Consider the following 23,201-nt stretch of genomic DNA (forward strand, 5'->3'; position numbering starts at 1 on the left):
CTTAAAGGCCCAGTTTTGTGCCTAAGTGCGGCACAGGATTATCCACATGATCCTTTGCAATCCCGCCTGAAAATACATACCCTGCAATGCCTGACGGCTTTGCAGTATTTTATATCCTCTCGAAATACTAATGAATCAAGGATTACTTACGTGATCCTTTGCAATCCCGCCTGAAAATACATACCCTGCAATGCCTGACGGCTTTGCAGTATTTTATTCCCCTTCGAAAGGTTAAAGCAAGCTTTGCCTTTCTCCGGGAAAAAAAATACCCCGCAACCTTCGTTGCGGGGTATGTGCTTTAAGTGATCGCGACAGGATTCGAACCTGTGACCGTCTGCTTAGAAGGCAGATGCTCTATCCAGCTGAGCTACGCGACCTTGTGTTGCGTTGCGAAGCTGCCTGTCCTTCGGAGTGAAACGAAGAAGGAAGCCCCGCGACCTTGTAAACTTTCTTTCGGCGGGGCAAATATACAGATGTTGCTTATAGTTCGGAAATAATGCTGTCAGAATTTAACTAAATCAAAAGCCCTGTTCAAAAACAGGGCTTATAGATAGTATAATAAAAATACGACAAAGCTATTGGGCATATTCAATTAGAGCCCAGACAGACTCACTTCCCGAGGCCTCGCATCTATTCTTTATCCGGACGGTCTTCCCATTAACCAATACTCCTGTTTTGGTAGGGTTTGAAGACCCGCAATCATCTATGCCTATAGCTCCATTTCGCACGTTAATATCCGTATTGAATTTTACGAAATCACCGTCCAATGCAAGGTCTACCTTCTCGAACAACTTGTTTCCGTTGGTTTCTATCAATTGCACGTATCCGCTCTTGTTAAGGAGATTATTTACCGCACGAATCAAATCTTCACCATGGATAGAATCATTGGGGTTCTGTGCTTTATAAGAGGAATATCCTTTTAGAGTATTTATAGTTTTGGCCCCTTGCCAAAGATCACCCACACTTACCCGAACCATGGAATCCAGTTTCCGCTGTAACTCCTTTTCACTTTCAACTAACTGCTCATTGGCATCATTCAATAGTATTTTGGCATCATTCGCTTCTTCCGCTTTTGCTGAAGCATAAAAACCAAGTCCTATCGAAGCCAGTACAAATATGGCAACCAGTACCCAAAGGGTATTATTGATTCTTCGACTCTTCCTGGTAATCCTTTCAATTTCTTCAATTCTTTCTTTGATTTTACTCATAACTGTTGTTGGTTAAGCGTCTATATAAATTTGGAACTCATCTTCCAGGGCAAAAATGTCATTTTTAGTGAAGCTGATCTGACCTCTTTCCATTCTGTTCAGTCTCCGTTCAAATGTTTGTACGCCCCGAAGTCTTTCTTTGTTTACTTTTTCCGAATTCAGGTTTAATCCACTGAAGGTGGTTGGCAATCCGCCACCGACAAATCCACCAGCCCATTGGATCTTATCCTGCATCCCTTCTATGGCTTCAACAAATTCCGGGATGAAAATGGCCACGGCTACCAGGACCGCGCCTATGGAAACCCCTAAAATTTTATTGAATCTGGAATTCTTTATCTGTTGCTTGAGTTTGAACTTGTAAAATTCAAAATCATCCTTGAGATCAGCCAGCAATGCAGCTTCCTCCGAACTGCTCTGCTTATCCTCTTTAACTTCTTCAGCAACTTCAATGCTTTGTTTTGATGCTGGCTCCGCAGGAGTGGTCTCCAACTCCGGAGTCTCCTGTTTAACTTCCACGGGGGCTACCCCTGCTGCATCTAGAAGGGCGGCGATTGCCGCATTTTTATCACTTTGGAAATCGACCATTGGAATGCTTCTCCAGCGTAATTTCTTGGATAAATCACAAGGGCCTGCTTTTACAACGAACAGGCTTTTTCCATTATCCTTGGCAAGACCTTTCTGATCTTTTACCCAATCATCGGAAAGTGCATTTTTGGAAGCCACGATGGCTACCAAACCAGAAGACAAAATCGCTTTTTCAACGAGTTCAACTTCATCTTGATCAGGATCGATGTTTTTGAGATTTAAGCTTTCTATCCAAACTTCTGCGCCAGCCTTTTTAAGCATCTGTGCAATTTCCAACGCAACATTCAAATCCTTATCGGAATGAACGATAAATATAGAACCGGAAGACATTGGTTAATTGTTTTTGGTTGTTAGTACGTGAAAATGTACAAAATTTTCTTTATTAATGCCCATCTGCCCTCTGATTTTGATTTCGGCAGACAAGTTTTCTTTTTCCAGAGAATCAGCCCAAAAGGGTAGTTTCCAGGAATTTCAGGAATGGATCCTCGGGATTGTCATTATATAAAGTTGTATAAACCTTATGTGCATCCTGGTATATTTTCATCCGGGCCCGGATGCCCCCCTCCCCGCCTACTTTGGCATAGTGTTCTTTAGCTTCATCAAGTCGGTACAAATAAATGCAGGCCTCTCCCATGGTCCCAAACTTGTCCGGACTGGGGTAGAAATAATCCTTTGCCGCATCATGGGCCTGTTTTGCGTAATCCCGCATTTGTTTTTTGTTCAGGTCCAGCATCAGGTATAAAAATGCCAGGTTGATGGCATTAAGAAATACCTGTTCACCATCTTCATCGGCCAGGGCCAGTTCCAATGCCTCCTGGTGACATTTCAATGCGTGCTGACCATCTGCCTCATAATTGGTTTCCAGATAACGGCCCTTGTACAGATCCCCAAGTGCATTGAGCAAATCGGCATCGTTATGGGCGCGCTCGTGCTTCTCCAAAAGTTCAATAGCATGGTCCCTCCGCCCAATGATCTCCATGGATTGCAGCAATTTGATAAAACTGCGCTCATCTATCTTATCTGCTTTCCGCTCCAGGTCAGCTACAATAGCTTCATGGGTATCAATATTTTTAGGGAAATGGCTGAGCACTACATTTTCGGACATCTGGAACTTGGCAAAGGGTTGTTGTTGTATAGGTTCCTCAGTTTTGGGGTTTAATACCCTGATAGCCCTGCGAGGAACTTCTTCAAAGATATATTCCACTACATCCGTGATAGTTATTTTGGGGTCCATAAAAGGGGAAGTATGTTTTCCGGATAACACTTCCAGGAGGCATTCCGTAAAAAGGCTGTTTTCGTCTCCCGGCAGCCGCCAGGATTTCTGATTGTCCTGGCAGGAAGCTACCACCCACACCCCGCCTTCGTCATTGAGTTTCTGGGCAAGGCCGTAAAAATCCTCAAGGCCACTTTGCAACATCCCTTCTGCATGGCAGCAATCCAGGAACATCACCAGGTTTTTGGAATCCAGGGCATTGATCTTATCCCTCAATTCTTCAGCTTTTACCCAGGTTGTGGCGTAATTTTCCGCGGTCATCCCATAGGGTTGGAGATAAAACTTATGCTGGCTGGTATATTTCCCCCCGTGGCCTGAGTAGTAAAAAAGGATGGATGAATCCTGGTCCGTTTTTTCCCTGAGCTCGTCAAAGGCCCCTAAAATGCCAGCTCGGTCGGCCTCCTTCCCTGTACGGAGAATAACATTCTCTTTTGGATAACCCACCAAACCAGGATCAATCAAGGTGTCACGCAGTTTAATGGCGTCGTCAATGGTATAGGGAAGGTCGTCCCCCACTCCAATGATCAGGGCAAACTGGTTCTTATGTACAAGCATAATATTTAGGAATGTTTTTGGTTGGTTGAACTTTTTAATGCCAGAATTGCATAACCTTTTTAAATTTTGGCTGCTCTTTATAATCTTGTAAGAAGATATCATACTGGTAATTATCAGGCAGGTACCTTCTACCCGCAGCTGCTGCCTTCAGAAGATAGTTTAAGGCCTGATCCTGGTTTCCAAGGGCACCATAATACTGGGCGAAGGAATAATCTACTATCCCGTATTGAAAAGGCGCTCTGGAGGCCTCAATACGTTTCATCACTTCTGTTGCCTGAGCTTCTCTGCCCGTCAGCGCATAGGTTATAGCCAGGTAAGTCTGGTGTTTTATATCATCAGTGCGCCCTTCCAACAAAGCCTTTAGTGCTTTTTCTGCCTGGGGATACTGCCGGGCAAAAAAATAGCTCTCCGCCATCAGCTCCTTCTCGTATTCGGTTTTTATATCGTCCGGAATAAAGGTTTGCATTATTCTCAGGAAATAACGTTCTGCTTCCTCCTCATCTTTGACCAGAAGGAATTCTTTAGCTGTGTAAAACGTTAAATCACCCCAATCATCTTTTTTCGCAACCAGCTTAAAATTAGCCACCAGATCGTCCACCTCCTGTTTCTTTCCCAACATCACATATGCCTTTATCAGAATCTTTTTCAGAAATAGGTTTCCTCCGGTTTTTGAGAAAGGGGCCACAAGATTCACAACCTCCTCTGGTCTTCCCAACTCCAGATCGGCCAGGCCCTTCAGGTAATATCGAAATTCACACCACCTACATTTGTCCAGGTCAATGTCATCCATTTGCATCTTTTCATAAATGGTGTCCACAGCCTGCGGCATGTTTACAAATTGCTGTGCCAGGGTCATCATACTGTAATTGGTTTCCGGATCCCTGGGAGATAGATTGTATTCCTTTTGCAGGTAGAAAAAAGTATTGCGGTTGTTTCCCTCCAGCATGGCCTCATAAAAGTTGAGCAAGTCCAATTGCCTGCTGTTATTAGTCGATTCTTTGGAGAGTACACTCAATAGAGAGTCGGCGATTACGAAGTCACTATCATTGTAGTAATATGCAACCCGTAATACTTTAGGTTCGAAATAAGTACTATCCTCCTCAATAGCCTGGTTCAATAAGCGCAATTCTTCTTCTGATTCCCCTGCCCGTCCTTTTTCCTTGGCTAAAAGAAGACTCTTATATGCTTTATAGGTAGGTGGTCGTTCCTGCAAATTGTTCTTTTTATCCTTGTCTGTGATCAGGTATCCCAGCACACGTTGTTTCAGTGATTCAATACAATCCAGGGGCGATTCCGGGTTGCATTCCACCGGTGCAAAGGTCATCAGGGTCTGATCCATGTTAGAATCCGTCAGTGAGGCTTGGATCAGCAGATTTCCCTTATTGAGGTAATAATCCCCGATAATTACCTTGGAGGGTTTCAGGTATTCGGTAAGGATCCCATTTTCCCCAGATGGGATAATAGAAGCTTTCAGTATATTGGAATAGTCCTCAACTAATTTGGGGGAGATCACCTCCCCCACCTTATATTGAGTAATTCCGTGCATGATCCAGTCCACGGCAATCTTGCCTACCATATCGTATTGCTCGTCTCCGGTATTGTTGTCAAACTTTAATATGGCAATCTTATCCGTGGATTTTGCCTCTAGAAGGCTATTCAAATACGGGGTTTTATCCGGCAAAAGGTTGTTCCTTACAATGAAAAGGGTAGACAAGGCCGAAAGCAGGACAATCACGGACAGGCCTATGAAATACATCTTGCGAAACTTCCTGTCTATGCCTGCCGATAGCGTAAGGGCCTCCTTTTCGGGATCAATTTCAATCCCAGATTTGGAAGAGGCCAGGTTTTTCCCCAGTGCCTCTGTTGCCGCATCACTTTCTTCTATATGTTCTTCTTTGATGCGGTAACGCCAGATAAAATATACGTAAATGGGAAAACCTATAATCAGAATCAGCAGGAGATAGGTAAGGGAAATTTTAGGAAATCCCAGTGGTTCTGAAATCAGCGCAAATACCTGAAGAAACACCCAGCTGGAGACGATATAGATGGACAGGTTTTTAAATACATCCTTCTCCCTGCACTCTTGAAAGAATTCCTTCAGATTCATAACTTGGGCTGGTTATTTTGGATAAGTTAGATATTTTGACTAATATAGATAGAATTAACCTTTTAAACACAAGTTATGTCAAACGAAGAACACAAGAATAAAGCATCCTCCAAAGATGGAGTTAAAGTAGATCCGCGTGCCTCCTCCAAGGATGGAGTTAAAGTAGATCCTCGTGCCTCCTCCAAGGATGGAGTTAAAGTAGATCCTAAGTAAAAAGCACAGACTTCCAACCAAATGATCTAAAGAGAACCGACTTTGAATAGCAAAATTGTTTCTTAAAAAAACTAAAAACCGGACCAATTGGCCCGGTTTTTTATTCTATAGGATTGTTATATATCTTCTCCTAAGTTTATTTGCTTTTCATGGATACCTACTCGGAAACCGATGCCTTGCTAAGATTAACTCCGTTCATGAGCAACATAATACCCATTGCCAGTGCCCAGATCACTTTAACATGGAAAAGGGGCTTGTAGATCTCCCAGTGCTCCGGGATGAGCATTACAATTCCCATAGCGGCAAATCCCAGAACTATAGTAAACCAGCCTAGCCAGGACTTTACAATACTCCATTTAACAAGTCCGCTACCCAGCAATACAAGGCCCACTCCGGAAAATACACGCCCGAACCTGAAAAAACAGGTAACATATTGATTGGTGAAGAGGAGGCCGTCCATGAATTCCTGGATTTCTTCAGGAGATTTTCCCATGGTTTTTCCAACACCCCATGCACCGAAGTTGTAATAGTATGCACTTCCTATAGCCAGGATTAGGCTTCCAGCAATGACCATTCCTGCCCCGGGCGACAACAGCACTCCAAAGGGCCTTTTGGCAGTCACTGTCAAAAAGGCAAAAAGGGCAACGGCCAATGCAACCCATCCAAAAATATGGATCCTGAACATCCAGATCCAGTACCATACATCTTTACCAATCTCTGTGAAATCCTCACTTTTAATGTACTCCCCGATATGATGCGGAGACAAGGCCCAGCCAACCCATAAAAGAGCTGCAGCCGCAATAAAAAACCAACCGGTTAATCTTGTTTCAAAATTTTTAATCATGATCTAACTTTAGTCTTTGGTATTTAATTTGAAGGTTTGTGTCAGGAAATTTTTCCAAAAAAAGCTGGAATAACTACCAGAAATAAAACGCAGCAAAATAGGACTAATAAAAGGCTAGGAATGTAACTATTGTTACACTGCCTGTTCAGTCTTAACTGATAACCAATACTTTGGCGCCACGTATTTGCTTATTTTTTAAATCGATCAAAGCCGAATTGGCGGCTTCCAGAGGATATTCCTTCACCTTAGGTCGTATACGGGCGGCGGCGGCCAGTGCAAGAAATTCAGAAACATCCCTGCTGGTCACATTTGCCACGGATTTTACCTCTTTCTCCAGCCAAAGGTGATCCGGATAAGATAATTTAATCAGATAATCCTTGTCTGTATTTTCCTTTCGAATAGCATTGATGATCAGTCGACCTCCTTTTTCAAGATTACACAGTGCCTCAACTACCGGCTTCCATGCGGGGGTGGTATCTATAATGCAATCGAGTTTCACGGGAGGTTTATCCGATGTATCCCCGGCCCATGCAGCGCCTAATTCCACTGCAAATTTCCTTTCTTCCGGATTTCTCGCAAAAACATAGACTGACGTGTTGGGAAACAGGAACCTGACCATTTTCAACACCAGATGGGCCGAGGCACCAAACCCCGTAAGGCCTAAACATTGTCCGTCTTTTAATTGGCTTAGTTTTATGGATCGATATCCAATGGCTCCCGCACATAGTAACGGGGCAGCTTCGGCGTCGCTGAAAAATTCAGGAATTAGGTGTACATATTTTTCAGGAGCTACCATATATTCGGCGTATCCACCGTTAACATCCCTTCCTGTTGCCCTGAATTCATCGCAAAGGTTTTCATTTCCGGATGTACAAAATTTGCAGTTGCCACATGCAGAGTATATCCATGCTACCCCTACCCGTGTTTCCAGCTTCAATGATTTAACGCCTCTTCCTAGTTTTACAACGGTACCAACAGCCTGATGCCCCAATACCACTGGTAGTTTTTTGGGGGGCGTTCTTCCCTCAATCTCATCCAGTTCCGTATGGCAGACCCCACAGGCAGCTACCCTGATCAGCACTTCGCCAGGGCCAGGATTGGGGACAGGTATATCTGCCAACTGGAGTGGATTTTTGTTCTCCTTTAAGGAGGTCAACTGATAGAGCATCATTGCTCTCATAGTTCAAATTTTGTCCTAAAAGTACCCGTTGGCAGACTGATTGACAATGACTTAAATCATTCAGAAATCAGATAAGGAATAATCAGTAATTCATTTCTATCCAGCCCTGAAATTATATTCGTCTACTGATCAAAATCATTTTATAAAAAGCTAATCCGGGCTAGCTTTATACATAATCTATAAATGCTTTAAGCTATGATGGATTTCATATACAGGCCTAAAAATCAAAACATTAATGAAGCTGAATGGCAGGAACTTAACGCATTGACAGAACAATGGCGTTCGGATCTTTCCTTTTACGCAGAAGACCTGCAGTATCTACATCAAATTATTGGAAATTACTTTCTGAAGTTGTCCAAAAAGGGGGATACTGAATTAGTTCGAAAAATAAAATTGAGCCTGATCGAAATGGATGAGGAGTCCCAGGTGCTGCAGGATCGTGTGAAAAGGCATCTACACTACCTGCAGGGACTCATGGATGGCCCTTTTAAATAGAAAGGCTGTCGGAAATACATTTAATCCGCTTAGGAAAATAGGTTTATCCTTCATGATTATGCTGATAAACTTCAGCAAGGAAATCCTAGACTTATAATGACCAAAATCATTTCAATAGAATCTGATTCGGCCTAGCTTTATATATAATCTATAAATGCCTTAAGCTATGAAAGATTTCAGATATCGACCCAAGGACCAGTACATTAATGAAGCCGACTGGCAGGAACTTTATGTATTAACAGAACATTGGCTTGCGGATCTTACCTTTTACGCCGAGGACCTTGATTTTCTGCGTCACATTATTGGTAAATATTTCATGTGGCTCTCTAAAAAAGAGGATATTGATTTGGTTCGGGAGATAGAACTAAGTCTTATCGAAATGCATCATGAATGTGAAGATTTAATGAAAAGAGTGGAAAAACACCTGCACCATCTGGCAGAACTGATTGATGATCCTTTTAAGTATGACTCACATGCATTCAGAGTGGAACATGAACTGCTGGAAGATGACATCATGGTATTTGTCAAAAAGGTAAGGAAACAGCGAAAGGAAACCTTCTCGGTTACCAACTATGTTGTGGAAGAGGAGGAACTATGGGATAAAGAAGAGGTTTAAAGCCTTGTAGCAAATAACAATGCAAAAAAGTTCAGTAAGACAACTTATAATTTAATTAAAATGAGTCTATTATCAGATCATATTATTCCCGGGGATTCCGGAAAGATTTTCACAACCAATGCATCTGAAGAAAAGGATTTAAAGCGAATTAAGCGCGTTGTAATGGCTGTTGAAGGAGTACATGATGTTTTGATCGTAAAAGAGGTATTTCCAAGGGAATTTATCGTTCATACACGCAAACTCGTGGCGATCAGCGATATCGAAAATGCCGTAAAGCTTACAGGCTTTCATGTGATTCCTAAAGGTATTTTCACCTGGCAGTCTCAGGAGCCTAAATAAAGGGTATTACAAACTTATAGAAGCATTGATTGTATACAGGTTTAATGACCTTGCTGTATAGTCTCCATTCCTATGCGCAAAGCCATACGTTTATCCTTGTGTCTCATAAGTATGAAGTACTCCCGTTACTATGGTTTTAATTTAAGCTTTGTTATCAGTTTCTCAACGGTAAGCCCCTGCACCAGTATTGAAAATATGACTATCACATAAGTTACCACTAAAAAAAGATCTCTTTCCGTTGATTCTGTCAGGCTCAGTGCCAGGGCTATTGAAATTGCCCCCCTGAGGCCTCCCCAGGTCATCAGTAATGTTGTGTTGGGAACAAAATCCAGTCGTTTTTGAAAGATTTTCACCGGAGCCAGCAAGGAAATAAAGCGACATGCCAGAACAATAGGAATTGCAATAAGTCCGGCATAGATATAGGTTGTGTTGAATTCCAGGACCAATATTTCCATGCCGATCAAAACAAACAAGATAGTATTGAGAAGTATGTCTATCAATTCCCAAAATTTATCAACGTATTCCTCAGTCAGTTCAGACATGGCTTGCTCCCGTGTTTTATTAGCTCCTATCATTAGTCCGGATACCACCATGGCCAGTGGTGCTGATACGTGAAGGTGTGTTGCTATAACGGTTCCGGTCATTACCGTTGCCAGGGTAATAATCACTTCTATATTGTAATCATCAATTTTTTTCATGAAGAAATAGGTCAGCCAGCCAAGAATGAATCCCAATAGCAATCCTCCAAAAACTTCAACCGCAAATAATTCTAAAATAGCGGAAAGAGAAAACCCGGTTCCGCTTCCACTGGCCAAACCAAAAATGGTCAGAAAGATAACAACACCCACTCCATCATTGAATAGGGACTCGCCAACAATCTTTATTTCCAATTTTTTTGGTGCTCCTGCTTTTTTAAGAATTCCCAGGACCGCAATGGGATCCGTAGGTGAAATAAGGGCCCCAAAGAGGAGGCAGTAAATCAGTCTTACGTGAAGCCCCAAAGCCGATAATACATAAAACATGGCAATGCCAATCAAAAAAGTAGAAACCAAAACACCAAAAGTGGCAAAAACCAAAACAGGCCAACGTTGTTCCCTTAATTTCTTCAAATCAGTGTGCAGGGCACCGGCAAACAAGAGAAAGCTCAACATGATATCGAGCAACACTACCTTAAAGTCAATTTTTGAAATGATAAAGCGCTCTGCCCTAAACAGCGTATCATCAACATAACTTAAGGCAAATACACCCAGGGTAAAGAGTATGGTAATCAGTGTTAACCCAATGGTATTAGGCAATTTGAATACACGAAGGTTAATATAGCCAAAGGCCGCAGAGAGAAAAACCAGAACGCTTGTTATGATGAAATATTCCATTACGTTTTAAAGCTATGGCAGACAATTATATTGATTTGTCAAAATAGAAATTATTTCCAGATTGTTAACAGGAATATTTATTAAAATGAATTTTGCCTAAGTTAGATCGGATATGATGCTCATAAAAGCCAAACGCAAAGCGTGGACTGCACAGATGCAAAAAATAACGGTTACGTTGGACCAGCACGACGAAGCCCTCAGAACAAAGGCTTTTAAGGAAAATAAAGAAAATAAAAAGCCCTCCATCGCTCTCGGGATTCCTCGAGCTATGGAGGGCGAAGTCGGGGTGGCAGGATTACCTCTCCCAATGGTTATCGGGATCGGTGATCCTATTGTAGGGTGTTGCTCATAAAATCCAAACGCTTAGCGTTTGTGGTGTTTTCATTTCCTTAGCTTAAAAAAGTAAACTTTTGAAGCATGGAAATGAAAAAAGCCAGACAATTTCTTGTCTGGCTTTTACGGTCGGGGTGGCAGGATTCGAACCTGCGACCTCCTGCTCCCAAAGCAGGCGCGATAACCGGGCTACGCTACACCCCGATACAGCCAAAGCTGTTATCTAAAATTTCTTCCAAATTCCCTTACCTTTTAAATTGGTAGACCGGGAACCGGGTGGAGTCTATCCCGCATGAGTTCTTCAGAACTACAGCGGGGCTACACCCCGATACAGCTTGCGCTGTTATTTTTATACTTGTCAAAGTTAGGCGGATAAAACCGCCGTAGCCCTCCAAGTTTTAATAAATGCCCTCCAACGCTAACGCTATGGAGGGCGAAGGCGGAGAGACTGGGACTCGAACCCAGGCGACACTTACGCGTCGACAGATTAGCAATCTGCTCCGTTACCACTCCGGCACCTCTCCCAGGATCAAATTATTTATGATCGTTTGCTCAACTTACTTACGTACTGAGCGGGTGCAAAGGTAATTTTTCGTTTGAAGGAACGCAACTTTTTTTCTCAATTTTTTGAATGCCATATCCGGTTATTGAAGTTTATTCCGGATACTCAACCCGCAGGTGGTAAATATTGGTCAGCTTATGCTTAAGTACCTTTTTTACCATTTCAATTTCCTTGAATGTTATGTTGGCATTTACGAATTGATCCGCATTCATCTGCACACCGACAATGCGGTCTACAAACTCATCGATTATCTTGTATGTGGGGTTTTTGAGGCTTTTTGATGCCGCTTCCACGGAATCGGCCATCATGAGTATGGCTGTCTCCCTGGAAAACGGAATGGGGCCCGGATAACGGAACAGCTCCTCATCAACCTCATCCTCCAGTTCCTGTTGCTTACGGTAGAAATAATACACCAGGTTGGTTCCATGATGTGTCCTTATGAAATCAATCACCCGATCTGGTAAATTGTTCTTCCTGGCTATCTCAATCCCTTCGATAACATGATTGATTATGATCCTGGCACTTTCTGTGGGAACAAGGTCGTCATGTGGGTTTATATTGGTCACCTGGTTCTCAGTGAAATAGGTTGGCCTGTTCATCTTTCCAACGTCATGATACAGGGCCCCTACCCTTACCAGCATGGCATTAGCCCCTATTTCATTGGCCGCTGCCTCCGCGAGATTGGCTACCTGAAGCGAATGATGGAAGGTGCCCGGTGCTTTGTTGGCCAGCTCCTTCAGCAAGCGCGAATTGGTATCCGACAATTCCAGCAGTGAGACATCGGAGACCATTCCAAATATCTTTTCATAAATATAGATCAGGGGCTGGGCAAAAAGGGTAATCATACCATTGAGAAGGAAAAATCCGAAGGTTAACCAGATAATGTTATCCAAATTGCCTTCCTGGATCACATTGAAGGCAAAGTAACCCACAATGTAGATCAGGGTAATTTGTCCGACCGAGATAAACAAGTTGGCCCTTTTATATAACTCAGACACAGTTAAAATGGTTACAATCCCGGCTATGATCTGCAAAAAGATATATTCGAAGCTATTGGGAACCACAAATCCCAGAATAAGGACTGTGAGCACATGCACAAATAAACCGAGACGTGCATCAAAAAAGGTCTTCAATATCAATGGCAGGATACACAATGGCACCACAAACACATAGGTATCATTATACTTCACAACAAAGGTGGTAATGAACACCATTAACAATATGTTGAAGAAGATAAAAGTGACCTTTACATTGTTCCGGAATACTTCAGGACGGTAGCGCTTGATAAACAGGAACAGCATCATTAAAACAAGTGCTACCAGAATAGTATAACCAGCTAGGATAAAATAGTAATTACTTTCGGCCCATAATTCAGATTCATATTCTGATTTCAGCGAATTGAGTATGGTAAGATTCTCAGCTTCTACCACCTCCCCTTTGGCCACTATGAGTTCACCTTCATTTATATTTCCAAGCGTAAGCGAAACTTTGGCCAGTTCATTTTCCAGCTCCCTTGCGCTGAGTTCAGCATCATAGCGAATATTGGGCTTAAGTATGGGCAACAGGACTTTTTTGAAATCATTCCCAAGCCTGCCGAGACCCTTATTTCTTATTTTATCCCCAATCAGTTGATCAAGATCGACCGCGCTAATCAGCTCGTCTGTCTTTACCGAAACGGCCTCATTATCCCGAACCAGGTAGATATCCCTTCCTTTATCCGCACCCTCCAGCTCTGGCCAGATACCAGCACTGTTAATCTCCTGAAGTGCTTCACGACCTATTCGGTTATATACCCGCAATTGACTATCACTGTATTCTCCGCGTGTAAATACTTCTGCAAATGCAGCGTCATAGGCCTCTTCAGATGCTTGGGCTACTTGTTCATCGTAAGTGTAATAACTAACCTGATTCTTCCTGATCAGTTCTTTTTCTCCTTCTATCTCACTGTCCGATTTCCTGATGGAAAAATCAAATGGCGCATAAAGGTTTTCGTATTGCCAGGGTTTGCCTTTCTGGAATTCATATTTGAACTTACCGCCTTTGGGAAAGAAAAAGACAATACATCCTATGGTCAGGAAATACAGAAAGTACTTATAAATCAGGGACTGACTCCTGTATACTTTATCCATCGAATTGGCCATGTGGTACAATATTGCATTCAAAAATAGAAAATATAAAAGGAATCTTTCTTTCCGCGCCATGTAATGCGCAAATGCTCATTAATTTCTTAATTTCGCATTAGCAAAATCGAACATATGAAAGAGGTTGTTATTATTTCCGCCGTAAGGACTCCAATTGGTAGTTTCCTGGGCTCCTTATCCACTGTACCAGCCCCGAATTTAGGGGCAACTGCTATTAAAGCAGCACTTGAAAAAGCAGGTGTTAACCCGGATCAGGTAGATGAGGTTTTAATGGGGCAGGTAGTTCAGGCCGGTTCTGGTCAGGCCCCTGCAAGACAGGCTGCAATCCTGGCTGGGATCCCGGATACCGTTCCGTGCACTACTGTGAACAAAGTATGCGCATCGGGGATGAAATCGGTAATGATGGCAGCCCAGTCAATTGCCCTGGGGGATAACGATATTGTAGTCGCCGGAGGTATGGAAAATATGAGCCTTATCCCGCATTACATCCACATGAGAAACGGACAGAAATTTGGTCCGGCCACCCTGATGGATGGCATGCAAAAGGATGGACTGGTAGACGCCTATGATCAGAATGCGATGGGAGTCTGCGCCGATGCCTGTGCTACCGAATATAATTTCAGCCGGGAAGATCAGGACACCTTTGCCATACAGTCGTATGAGCGCTCTGCCGCAGCCTGGAAGGCCGGTAGATTTTCCGAAGAAGTAATTCCGGTAGAAGTACCTCAACGCCGGGGAGAGCCTCTTGTAATTATTGAAGATGAAGAATACAGGAATGTAAAAATGGAGAAGATCCCGGCCCTGAGACCAGCCTTTACCAAAGACGGTACGGTTACAGCGGCCAATGCATCCACCATTAACGACGGTGCCGCTGCACTGGTTTTAATGAGTGCCGAAAAAGCAAGTTCACTGGGATTAACCCCTCTGGCTACCATAAAAAGCTATGCCGATGCTGCCCAGGAACCCAAATGGTTTACCACCGCACCAGCCAAAGCGCTTCCCAAGGCCCTGGAAAAAGCAGGAATAGGCATTGAGGATGTAGATTTTTTCGAATTCAACGAAGCATTTTCAGTGGTTGGACTGGCCAATATCAAGCTTTTGGGACTGGATGATAGCAAGGTTAATGTCAATGGTGGCGCAGTCTCTCTGGGGCACCCGCTTGGGTGCTCAGGAGCCCGTATACTGGTTACACTTATCCATGTGCTAAAACAGCAAAATGCACGGACAGGAGCTGCTGCCATATGTAATGGCGGAGGTGGTGCATCAGCAATGGTACTTCAAAGCAACTAATACTCCCCAGAAACCGAGCTTATGCCTTATGGAATCTGTCCGCTAAGTCTTATTGCTGTGAGATCTACTGCAGATGATAGCAGTAGGATGATCACGCAACTGCTTTACGGAGATTCCTTTAAGATCCTGGAATCACGCAGGCACTGGAGTAAGATCCGCATATCAGAAGAGAAGTCCGAAGGCTATATCAAAAACGACCAGTTTATAGCACTGGGCGACGCGGATTATGAGGCCCTGTCGGAGGTGAAAAATTCAAATCATGCGCTGGACCTGGTTTCCTTTGTTAAAACAGGACAAGGGATATTGATCCCGATTTTGCTAGGTTCCAATATTAGTAATGCAGCTATTATGTCTCACGATTTTGAAGGATCGGCATCTAAAGCTGCGGTAGACAAGGACAACCTCATTTCCACTGCACTGTTATATCTGAACGCCCCTGAACAGGACGGAGGAAAAAGCCCTTTTGGTATTGACAATTCTGGATTTACCTTGATGGTATACAGGATTAATGGTGTGCAGCTCATGCGGTCTGCGGAGGAGCAAGCCGCTCAGGGGGAGCCGCTAAGTTTTATTGAAGAGAGCGAAGCGGGAGACCTGGCCTTTTTTGACGACAGGGACGGAAATATAAATCATGTTGGGATTATAATGCCCGACAATTACATTATTCATGTAGATGGGAAGGTACGGATAGACCGTCTGGACCATACAGGTATTTTCAATAGGGAAAAACGCAATTATACCCATCAGCTTCGGGTAATAAAGAAGATCATATAAAAAAACCCCGACGATAATAGTCAGGGCTTTTTACCTTATTGAGAAATGCGGGTGCTATTCGCCCAGCAATTTCTTAAGTCTCATAAAATTCTCGGTATCCCCAAGTGCTCCGTATATGTTCTTAAGCTGGGTAAGGATTCCCTGGTTATCCGGGTTGTTCTTCAAAGCTTCTTCCAGAACACTTACTCCTTCCAGAAACAGGGCGTCTTTCTTCTGCTTCAGTTCATCATACTTAGCGATATCTGCCTTGGAATTGCCCAGTGAATTCATCTCATCGATCAGGGCATTACCTTCGTTAACGTAAGTGGTAGAGAGGTTCAGGGAGGCATTTACATAGCCTGGATTGATTTCCAGTGCTTTGCGGTAGGCCGCACGGGCATCCTCAAAATTATCCTGCTCCATGTTGATTACCCCAATATTGTAGTGCAGGTCAGGATTATCTGGTGCAACAGCAGCAGCCTCTGCCATCAGGGCCTTAAACTTATCCTTGTCACCTAACTGGTAGTATAAATTGGCTTCGTTCAGGATAAGATTAACATCGTCAGGACTATCGGCCCTGGCCTCCTGAAAGGCGGCAATGGCCTTGTCGTTCTGACCTAACTGGGTATAGATCAGGGCAATATTCTTAACAATTTCAGGCCTTCTGGATGGTGTTTTTTCGTCCACAGGATCCTTGTAATCACCTGATTTTATCATAAGGTCGCGCTGTATCTTTTCCATTACCTCTTCCTCTCCGGTAGCCACATTGGTTGCCTTGTACACCATGGTGCTTCCGTCGTAGTCCAGATCCTTCAGTTCATTGTAATATTTAAGTGCCGTCGGATAATCGGCGGCGTTAACAGCGCTACTGGCAGCAAAATAGAGGTAAGTGGTATCCTTAGGACTCATGGTGTAGCTCATATACAGCTTTTCAGCGGCTTCAACAAAACGCTTGTTCTGGTTATCATCTACAGCAGCATTTACCAGATCAGCGGTCATGGCCGTCATCAGTTGGCGGGTCTCGTCAGAATATTTGACCTTACCACTATTCTCTTCGGTGCTTAATACCATATTAAAACTATCTGCAGCTTCCTTAAAGGCAGAATTATCTCCTTTCTTTGCAAGATCTGAAAAGACCTTTCCCCTGAGATAGTAGTATTGTGCCTGTACACGGGCGTCAGCACCACCGATCATACCGGCTATACTTTCCAGCTGCGCTTTAGCCTCCGTGCTCGAGCCGTTTTTCAGGGCTTTTTCTGCCGCTTTCAATTCAGTTTTTTGTGCAACACCAACCATGGAAAATGCCATAGCCAGTACTATCAAAATCCTTGTTTTCATGTTGTGCATGTATTTATGTATTAGTGTTTATTAATTATTCGTTCCCGGATTCAGGTTCTTCGTTCTTATCAGTATCAAGAGCCGTGCCATCCTCGGTTTGCACCTCAATATTACGGATTTCTGCATCATCAAGGTCATCCTCATCGTGCATTACTTTCGCAACCGCCGCGATAGAGTCATTGGATTTTAGGTTGATGAGTTTCACGCCCTGGGTTGCCCTTCCCATGGTCCTGAGGTCCTCCACACTCATTCGGATTGCGATTCCAGATTTATTGATAATCATGAGGTCGTCTGAATCCGAAACGTTCTTGATTGCAACCAGGCCACCAGTTTTTTCGGTAATAGAAATGGTTTTCACTCCTTTTCCACCCCGGTTTGTGACGCGATAATCGTCAATAGTGGACCTCTTTCCATAGCCATTCTCTGACACCACGAGGATATCATCATCAAAATTATGGACAGAAACCATGCCAATAACCTCATCCTCTTCACTGGCAAGTGTAATTCCGCGAACCCCTGAAGCAGACCTTCCCATCGGACGTGTCTTGCTTTCTTCAAAGCGAATGGCCTTGCCTGATTTCAGTCCCAGGAAGATCTGGCTTGTTCCTGTGGTAAGCTTAGCTTCCAGTAGCTCGTCACCTTCACGGATTCCAATGGCAATGATACCATTTTGCCTGGGTCGGGAATACTGTTCCAGGGAAGTCTTTTTCACAGTGCCTTTCTTGGTAGCCATGATCACATAATGGCTGTTCACATATTCCTCGTCCTTGAGGTCCTGAGTGCAGATAAAGGCTTTTACCTTATCATCCTGCTCAATATTGATCAGGTTCTGGATTGCCCTACCCTTTGAAGTTCTGCTACCTTCAGGTATTTCGTATACCCGCATCCAGAAACACTTACCTTTCTGGGTAAAGAACAGCATGTACTGGTGATTGGTTCCTACAAAGAGGTGTTCCAGGAAGTCTTCATTCCGGGTTGCAGAGGCTTTTTGACCAACCCCACCCCTGTGCTGTGTTTTGTATTCGGTAAGAGGTGTTCTTTTGATATATCCGGCATGGCTAATGGTAATTACCACCTGCTCATCCGGGATCATATCTTCTATACTGAGGTCTCCTCCGGCAAAATTTATTTCAGACCGCCTTACATCCCCGTACTTTTCCTTTACTTCGGTAAGTTCGTCCTTGATGATTTCCATACGGCGATCCTTGTTTGCAAGAATATCCTTTAGATCGGCGATGGTCTTGATGATCTCTTCATACTCGGACCGTAGCTTATCCTGTTCCAGGCCGGTAAGCTGTCGCAATCGCATTTCCACGATAGCCTTGGCCTGAATTTCAGAAAGCTTAAAGCGCTTCATCAGGTTTTCCCTGGCTTCATCGGCATTTGAGGATGCCCGTATCAGGGCGATGACTTCATCAATATTGTCTGAAGCAATAATCAGACCCTCAAGTATATGGGCGCGGTCTTCTGCTTTTTTGAGTTCAAACTTGGTCCTTCGCACAACCACTTCATGGCGATGGTCTACAAAATGACTGATGATATCCTTGACATTGAGTAGCTGCGGCCGTCCGTTAACAAGGGCAATATTGTTTACGCTAAAAGAAGACTGAAGTGCAGTATACTTGAAGAGTGTATTGAGAACAATATTAGGAATGGCATCCCGCTTAAGTATATAAACGATTCGCATCCCTTTGCGGTCAGACTCATCCCGGATATTGGCAATCCCTTCGATCTTTTTGTCGTTGATCAGGTCTGCCGTTTTCTTGATCATGTCGGCCTTGTTCACCTGATAAGGAATCTCGGTGACTATAATAGCCTCCCGCCCATTCACTTCTTCAAAAGTAGCCTTACCGCGCATAACAATGCGTCCTCGCCCGGTGTGAAAGGCTTCCTTTACTCCATCATATCCATAAATAATTCCACCAGTTGGGAAATCAGGTGCCTTAATATGCTCAATGAGTTCGTCTATTTCAATGCCATGGTTGTCAATATAGGCGATTGTACCATCCACAACTTCCGAGAGGTTGTGCGGGGGCATGTTAGTGGCCATACCAACCGCAATACCAGAGGCTCCGTTTATCAGCAGGTTGGGTATTCTTGTGGGAAGAACAGTTGGCTCCTGCAGGGAGTCATCAAAATTGAGCTGGTGGTCCACAGTATCCTTATCGATATCGGCGAGCATCTCGTCTGCAATTTTCCGCATCCGTGCCTCGGTGTATCGCATTGCAGCCGGACTGTCACCATCCACAGAACCAAAATTTCCCTGCCCGTCTATTAGCATGTAGCGCAGGCTCCATTCCTGAGCCATACGCACCATGGTATCGTAGACAGAGGTATCACCATGGGGATGGTATTTACCCAATACCTCACCCACTATACGCGCTGATTTCTTGTGGGAACTTGTAGAACGAACTCCTAACTCATGCATGCCATATAGTACTCTGCGGTGTACTGGTTTCAATCCATCCCGCACATCTGGCAGGGCACGTGACACAATGACCGACATTGAGTAGTCAATGTAGGCCGATTTCATCTCATCTTCAATATTTATGGGAATCAGTTTTTCTCCTTCCGCCATGTGAAATTCTTATCGTTTTAATGAGGTTAAAATATCACGCCAATATACGCAAAATCACCGCGTACATAGTATTTATATAGGAGTTTATTAAAGAATTTATCAACACTTTTGGGCCCGGTTTCCGTTGATAATTTGGGTGTTAATTATTTTGTAAATCAATGTTTTTTTCGTCATTTAGACCAACTTTGTCGAATATAGGTACGGTATTTGCCTTTGTTAGAGCGATAATCACTAATTTTATTACGGAATAAGTATACTTTATGGACGATAATTTTTCACCCAGAGTAAAAGATGTAATTGCCTACAGCAAGGAAGAAGCATTGAGGCTTGGCCACGATTTCATTGGCACAGAGCACCTTATGCTTGGTTTGTTGCGTGATGGCAATGGCAAGGCTATCAGCATACTGGATGCTCTGGATGTGGATTTGGATCATTTGCGGAGGAAAGTTGAAATATTGAGTCCGGCCAACCCCAACTCGGGAAGCAGCCAGAAAGATAAAAAGAACCTGCACCTTACCCGGCAGGCCGAAAGGGCGTTGAAGACTACATTTTTGGAGGCCAAGCTCTTCCAAAGCTCTTCTATCAATACTGCCCACCTGCTTTTGTGCATTCTTCGGAATGAAAACGACCCCACTACCAAACTCCTGCATAAGCTTAAGGTAGATTATGATGGAGTAAAAGAACAGTTCAAATCCATGATCACCAGTGAGGATGATTATGTGGAACCAACCACATCAGAATCCTTTTCCAGTGAATCTGATGACAGCACGGAAGGTAAGGAAGGTTCCTTCGGGTCAACTTCCTCCCAGAAAGGAAGCAAAAAATCCAAGACCCCCGTACTGGATAATTTTGGTCGTGACCTTACCCAACTGGCCGAAGAAAACAAACTGGATCCCGTGGTTGGACGGGAAAAAGAAATTGAGCGGGTTTCTCAGATCCTCAGCAGAAGGAAAAAGAACAACCCCCTTCTTATTGGCGAACCCGGAGTAGGTAAAAGTGCCATAGCAGAAGGACTGGCACTGAGAATCATTAACAAAAAGGTTTCGCGGATTTTATACAACAAGCGCGTGGTTACCCTGGACCTGGCTTCTTTAGTTGCAGGCACCAAATATCGCGGGCAGTTCGAAGAGCGAATGAAGGCGGTGATGAACGAGCTTGAAAAGAATGATGATGTTATCCTCTTCATCGATGAAATCCACACCATCGTAGGTGCTGGTGGCGCCACAGGAAGCCTGGATGCTTCAAACATGTTCAAACCGGCTCTTGCCCGGGGAGATATTCAATGTATTGGAGCCACTACACTTGATGAATACCGTCAGTATATAGAAAAAGATGGTGCCCTGGAACGTCGTTTCCAGAAAGTCATGGTAGAACCCACTACCGTTGAAGAAACCATAGAGATCCTGAAAAATATCAAGGGCAAATACGAAGAACACCACAATGTTAATTATACCGATGAGGCACTGGTAGCCTGTGTAAAACTGACCAACAGGTACATGACAGATCGTTTCCTCCCGGACAAGGCCATTGATGCCATGGATGAGGCTGGATCCCGAGTGCACATTGTGAACATGGATGTTCCCAAACAGATCCTGGAGTTGGAAAAACAACTTGATGAAGTAAGGGAACTCAAAAACAGCGTGGTCAAGAAACAGCGTTACGAAGAGGCCGCCAAACTTCGGGACGATGAAAAGCGGCTGGAAAAAGAACTTGCGGTAGCCCAGGAAAAATGGGAAGAAGACAGCAAGCTGCACAGGGAAACTGTTTCAGAAGATAACGTTGCCGACGTGGTATCCATGATGAGTGGAATACCGGTAAATAAAATTGCCCAGACAGAAAGCAATAAGCTTGCCGAGTTACCAGCCCTCATAAAGGGGAATGTAATCGGACAGGATGAGGCCGTGGCAAAAGTTGCCAAGGCAATCCAGAGAAACCGTGCCGGCCTTAAAGACCCGAACAAACCCATTGGATCTTTCATTTTCCTGGGGCAAACCGGAGTGGGTAAAACCCAGCTGGCAAAAGTCCTGGCCAAGGAATTATTTGATTCTGAAGATGCCCTCATTCGGATAGATATGAGCGAATACATGGAGAAATTCGCCATTTCCCGACTGGTAGGAGCACCTCCCGGGTATGTGGGATATGAAGAGGGCGGACAGCTTACCGAAAAGGTACGCAGGAAGCCGTATTCCGTAGTCCTGCTTGATGAAGTTGAAAAAGCGCATCCGGATGTATTCAATATGCTTCTGCAGGTACTTGATGATGGATTCCTGACCGATAGCCTGGGCAGGAAGATCGATTTCCGAAACACCATAATCATCATGACCTCCAATATCGGAGCACGACAGTTGAAAGATTTTGGTCAGGGAGTTGGTTTTGGAACAGCTGCCAAGAAATCCCAGGCAGACAGCCACCAGAAAGCAGTCATTGAAAATGCTTTAAAAAAGGCTTTTGCCCCTGAATTCCTTAACAGGATAGATGATGTTATTGTCTTTAACCCGCTGGAAAGGGAGCACATACACCAGATCATTGATATTGAGCTGGCTAAGTTGTTCCAGAGGATCAAGGAAATCGGGTATAACCTTAGCCTTACCAAAAAAGCCAAGGATTATATCGCAGATAAAGGATTCGACAAGCAATACGGTGCTAGACCGCTGAAAAGGGCTATACAGAAATATATTGAAGATGCCCTGGCCGAAGAAATCGTTAACTCCAAACTGGAAGAAGGAGATAGTATTTCAATGGATTACAATGAGAAAGAAGACAAACTTTCCATTAAAATCAAGAAAGCCAAGAAGTCTTCCGAGGCAGAGTAAAACAATAGTATTTTTTAATAATGTAGTGGGCCCTTCAAAGGGCCCATTTATTTTCCTCCACCTCAAGTAGGAAAAGCAACACAGCTGAGCACACCCTGCAACCGGATAAACGATATTTCTGCTATTGGTCTAAATTATTTTTTGTCCATTGCACTTGCCACTACTTTCGTTAAGAGACACTATTAGAGAATGAAAATTGGAGGGGCTAACAAAAAGACCGTAGTAGTCCGCGAATATCAACTGGATATTGGCAAGGTACAGGTCTATAAGAAATACATGGTTGGGATCTTTAACGAAGGAGCCACCATAACCCTGGAAAGGGCATATCAGATTATTGGAATTGCGGAAATTCACTTCAAAGACCGCGATTTTGGATTCATAAGCCTGCGCAAGAATTCCTACGCCATTGATCCTATTATCTACACCTACGTGCGAGAAATGGAAAACCTTAAAGCCTTTGCTATTGTTTCGGTCAAACAAATGGATATGCACAACTTCAAGATCGAAAAGATGTTCTTCAAAAAACCCATGAAGTTCTTTATCGATTACAACAATGCCGTTGCCTGGGTGAACAGAAGGGTAAAAACCCCCAAATAAGATCTTAA

18 protein-coding genes and 3 tRNA genes are annotated in these 23,201 nt (G+C 43.8%); 8 read left to right on the plus strand and 13 right to left on the minus strand.

Annotated features, from left to right (window positions below; translation table 11 throughout):
• Positions 1-303: 303 nt before the first annotated feature.
• From OO016_RS09915 to OO016_RS09935, 5 genes are all read right to left on the minus strand, one after another.
• Positions 304-377: transfer RNA gene (locus OO016_RS09915), tRNA-Arg, on the minus strand.
• Between the two features lie 198 nt (positions 378-575).
• Positions 576-1,208, minus strand: coding sequence for a hypothetical protein (locus tag OO016_RS09920; protein WP_266013151.1), 633 nt, complete (start codon positions 1,206-1,208; stop codon positions 576-578).
• Between the two features lie 12 nt (positions 1,209-1,220).
• On the minus strand, positions 1,221-2,123 hold the full coding sequence (locus OO016_RS09925; RefSeq protein ID WP_266013153.1) for a toll/interleukin-1 receptor domain-containing protein: 903 nt from the start codon (positions 2,121-2,123) through the stop codon (positions 1,221-1,223).
• 112 nt (positions 2,124-2,235) lie between these two features.
• On the minus strand, positions 2,236-3,621 hold the full coding sequence (locus OO016_RS09930; RefSeq protein ID WP_266013155.1) for a caspase family protein: 1,386 nt from the start codon (positions 3,619-3,621) through the stop codon (positions 2,236-2,238).
• 34 nt (positions 3,622-3,655) lie between these two features.
• The gene (locus tag OO016_RS09935; protein WP_266013157.1) at positions 3,656-5,728 is read right to left on the minus strand and encodes a tetratricopeptide repeat protein; all 2,073 of its coding nucleotides are present in this window, start codon (positions 5,726-5,728) and stop codon (positions 3,656-3,658) included.
• Between the two features lie 75 nt (positions 5,729-5,803).
• Here OO016_RS09935 and OO016_RS09940 point away from each other — a divergent pair, with 75 nt between their 5' ends.
• The gene (locus OO016_RS09940; protein WP_266013159.1) at positions 5,804-5,941 is read left to right on the plus strand and encodes a hypothetical protein; all 138 of its coding nucleotides are present in this window, start codon (positions 5,804-5,806) and stop codon (positions 5,939-5,941) included.
• A 157-nt stretch (positions 5,942-6,098) separates the two neighbouring features.
• Here OO016_RS09940 and OO016_RS09945 read toward each other — a convergent pair whose 3' ends face one another.
• The gene (locus tag OO016_RS09945; protein ID WP_266013161.1) at positions 6,099-6,785 is read right to left on the minus strand and encodes a hypothetical protein; all 687 of its coding nucleotides are present in this window, start codon (positions 6,783-6,785) and stop codon (positions 6,099-6,101) included.
• A 151-nt stretch (positions 6,786-6,936) separates the two neighbouring features.
• Positions 6,937-7,965 (minus strand): zinc-dependent alcohol dehydrogenase family protein, encoded by a 1,029-nt coding sequence (locus OO016_RS09950; protein WP_266013163.1) that lies wholly within the window; start codon positions 7,963-7,965, stop codon positions 6,937-6,939.
• A 195-nt stretch (positions 7,966-8,160) separates the two neighbouring features.
• Here OO016_RS09950 and OO016_RS09955 point away from each other — a divergent pair, with 195 nt between their 5' ends.
• The 3 genes from OO016_RS09955 to OO016_RS09965 all read left to right on the plus strand — a co-directional run bounded on the left by OO016_RS09955 (position 8,161) and on the right by OO016_RS09965 (position 9,415).
• Positions 8,161-8,460 carry a hypothetical protein gene (locus tag OO016_RS09955; RefSeq protein WP_266013165.1) on the plus strand — a complete coding sequence of 100 codons (300 nt, stop codon included), beginning with the start codon at positions 8,161-8,163 and terminating at the stop codon, positions 8,458-8,460.
• Between the two features lie 166 nt (positions 8,461-8,626).
• Complete coding sequence (locus OO016_RS09960) at positions 8,627-9,076, plus strand: hypothetical protein (protein WP_266013167.1); 450 nt, start codon at positions 8,627-8,629, stop codon at positions 9,074-9,076.
• A gap of 60 nt (positions 9,077-9,136) precedes the next feature.
• Positions 9,137-9,415 carry a heavy-metal-associated domain-containing protein gene (locus tag OO016_RS09965; RefSeq protein WP_266013169.1) on the plus strand — a complete coding sequence of 93 codons (279 nt, stop codon included), beginning with the start codon at positions 9,137-9,139 and terminating at the stop codon, positions 9,413-9,415.
• A 128-nt stretch (positions 9,416-9,543) separates the two neighbouring features.
• Here the strand turns inward: OO016_RS09965 and OO016_RS09970 are convergent, their stop codons facing one another.
• The 4 genes from OO016_RS09970 to OO016_RS09985 all read right to left on the minus strand — a co-directional run bounded on the left by OO016_RS09970 (position 9,544) and on the right by OO016_RS09985 (position 13,824).
• Entirely contained in the window at positions 9,544-10,788 is a 1,245-nt protein-coding gene (locus OO016_RS09970) for a cation:proton antiporter (protein WP_266013171.1), read from the minus strand.
• Positions 10,789-11,250: 462 nt separating this feature from the next.
• A tRNA-Pro gene (locus OO016_RS09975) sits at positions 11,251-11,325 on the minus strand.
• Between the two features lie 236 nt (positions 11,326-11,561).
• A tRNA-Ser gene (locus OO016_RS09980) sits at positions 11,562-11,645 on the minus strand.
• Between the two features lie 130 nt (positions 11,646-11,775).
• Positions 11,776-13,824: an HD family phosphohydrolase gene (locus OO016_RS09985; RefSeq protein ID WP_266013173.1), complete on the minus strand. Its 2,049-nt coding sequence runs from the start codon at positions 13,822-13,824 to the stop codon at positions 11,776-11,778.
• Positions 13,825-13,938: 114 nt separating this feature from the next.
• Between OO016_RS09985 and OO016_RS09990 the strand changes: the two genes are divergently transcribed.
• The gene (locus OO016_RS09990) at positions 13,939-15,114 is read left to right on the plus strand and encodes an acetyl-CoA C-acyltransferase (RefSeq protein ID WP_266013175.1); all 1,176 of its coding nucleotides are present in this window, start codon (positions 13,939-13,941) and stop codon (positions 15,112-15,114) included.
• Positions 15,115-15,135: 21 nt separating this feature from the next.
• Positions 15,136-15,888: a C40 family peptidase gene (locus tag OO016_RS09995; protein ID WP_266013177.1), complete on the plus strand. Its 753-nt coding sequence runs from the start codon at positions 15,136-15,138 to the stop codon at positions 15,886-15,888.
• 54 nt (positions 15,889-15,942) lie between these two features.
• On the opposite strand, the gene OO016_RS10000 is transcribed toward OO016_RS09995, so the two are convergent.
• Together OO016_RS10000 and gyrA are read right to left on the minus strand one after the other, a co-directional pair.
• Entirely contained in the window at positions 15,943-17,205 is a 1,263-nt protein-coding gene (locus OO016_RS10000) for a tetratricopeptide repeat protein (protein ID WP_266013179.1), read from the minus strand.
• 34 nt (positions 17,206-17,239) lie between these two features.
• A complete protein-coding gene (gyrA, locus tag OO016_RS10005; protein WP_266013181.1) occupies positions 17,240-19,783 on the minus strand; it encodes a DNA gyrase subunit A in 2,544 nt (847 codons plus the stop codon).
• A gap of 260 nt (positions 19,784-20,043) precedes the next feature.
• Here gyrA and OO016_RS10010 point away from each other — a divergent pair, with 260 nt between their 5' ends.
• Positions 20,044-22,596, plus strand: coding sequence for an ATP-dependent Clp protease ATP-binding subunit (locus OO016_RS10010; protein ID WP_266013183.1), 2,553 nt, complete (start codon positions 20,044-20,046; stop codon positions 22,594-22,596).
• Between the two features lie 189 nt (positions 22,597-22,785).
• A complete protein-coding gene (locus tag OO016_RS10015) occupies positions 22,786-23,193 on the plus strand; it encodes an STAS/SEC14 domain-containing protein (protein WP_266013185.1) in 408 nt (135 codons plus the stop codon).
• Positions 23,194-23,201: the final 8 nt, after the last annotated feature.

The sequence above is a fragment of the Lentiprolixibacter aurantiacus genome, from assembly GCF_026241225.1.
Lineage (GTDB): Bacteria > Bacteroidota > Bacteroidia > Flavobacteriales > Flavobacteriaceae > Lentiprolixibacter > Lentiprolixibacter aurantiacus.

What these genes read in the sequence shown, in the direction of transcription:
- OO016_RS09925 (WP_266013153.1), bottom strand. Translation starts at nt 2,123, where the DNA reads ATGTCTTCCGGTTCTATATTTATCGTTCATTCCGATAAGGATTTGAAT.
- gyrA (WP_266013181.1), bottom strand. Translation starts at nt 19,783, where the DNA reads ATGGCGGAAGGAGAAAAACTGATTCCCATAAATATTGAAGATGAGATG.
- OO016_RS09965 (WP_266013169.1), top strand. Translation starts at nt 9,137, where the DNA reads ATGAGTCTATTATCAGATCATATTATTCCCGGGGATTCCGGAAAGATT.
- OO016_RS09990 (WP_266013175.1), top strand. Translation starts at nt 13,939, where the DNA reads ATGAAAGAGGTTGTTATTATTTCCGCCGTAAGGACTCCAATTGGTAGT.
- OO016_RS10010 (WP_266013183.1), top strand. Translation starts at nt 20,044, where the DNA reads ATGGACGATAATTTTTCACCCAGAGTAAAAGATGTAATTGCCTACAGC.
- OO016_RS09930 (WP_266013155.1), bottom strand. Translation starts at nt 3,621, where the DNA reads ATGCTTGTACATAAGAACCAGTTTGCCCTGATCATTGGAGTGGGGGAC.
- OO016_RS09920 (WP_266013151.1), bottom strand. Translation starts at nt 1,208, where the DNA reads ATGAGTAAAATCAAAGAAAGAATTGAAGAAATTGAAAGGATTACCAGG.
- OO016_RS09985 (WP_266013173.1), bottom strand. Translation starts at nt 13,824, where the DNA reads ATGGCCAATTCGATGGATAAAGTATACAGGAGTCAGTCCCTGATTTAT.
- OO016_RS09935 (WP_266013157.1), bottom strand. Translation starts at nt 5,728, where the DNA reads ATGAATCTGAAGGAATTCTTTCAAGAGTGCAGGGAGAAGGATGTATTT.
- OO016_RS09940 (WP_266013159.1), top strand. Translation starts at nt 5,804, where the DNA reads ATGTCAAACGAAGAACACAAGAATAAAGCATCCTCCAAAGATGGAGTT.
- OO016_RS09955 (WP_266013165.1), top strand. Translation starts at nt 8,161, where the DNA reads ATGATGGATTTCATATACAGGCCTAAAAATCAAAACATTAATGAAGCT.
- OO016_RS09945 (WP_266013161.1), bottom strand. Translation starts at nt 6,785, where the DNA reads ATGATTAAAAATTTTGAAACAAGATTAACCGGTTGGTTTTTTATTGCG.
- OO016_RS09960 (WP_266013167.1), top strand. Translation starts at nt 8,627, where the DNA reads ATGAAAGATTTCAGATATCGACCCAAGGACCAGTACATTAATGAAGCC.
- OO016_RS09950 (WP_266013163.1), bottom strand. Translation starts at nt 7,965, where the DNA reads ATGAGAGCAATGATGCTCTATCAGTTGACCTCCTTAAAGGAGAACAAA.
- OO016_RS09995 (WP_266013177.1), top strand. Translation starts at nt 15,136, where the DNA reads ATGCCTTATGGAATCTGTCCGCTAAGTCTTATTGCTGTGAGATCTACT.
- OO016_RS10015 (WP_266013185.1), top strand. Translation starts at nt 22,786, where the DNA reads ATGAAAATTGGAGGGGCTAACAAAAAGACCGTAGTAGTCCGCGAATAT.
- OO016_RS10000 (WP_266013179.1), bottom strand. Translation starts at nt 17,205, where the DNA reads ATGAAAACAAGGATTTTGATAGTACTGGCTATGGCATTTTCCATGGTT.
- OO016_RS09970 (WP_266013171.1), bottom strand. Translation starts at nt 10,788, where the DNA reads ATGGAATATTTCATCATAACAAGCGTTCTGGTTTTTCTCTCTGCGGCC.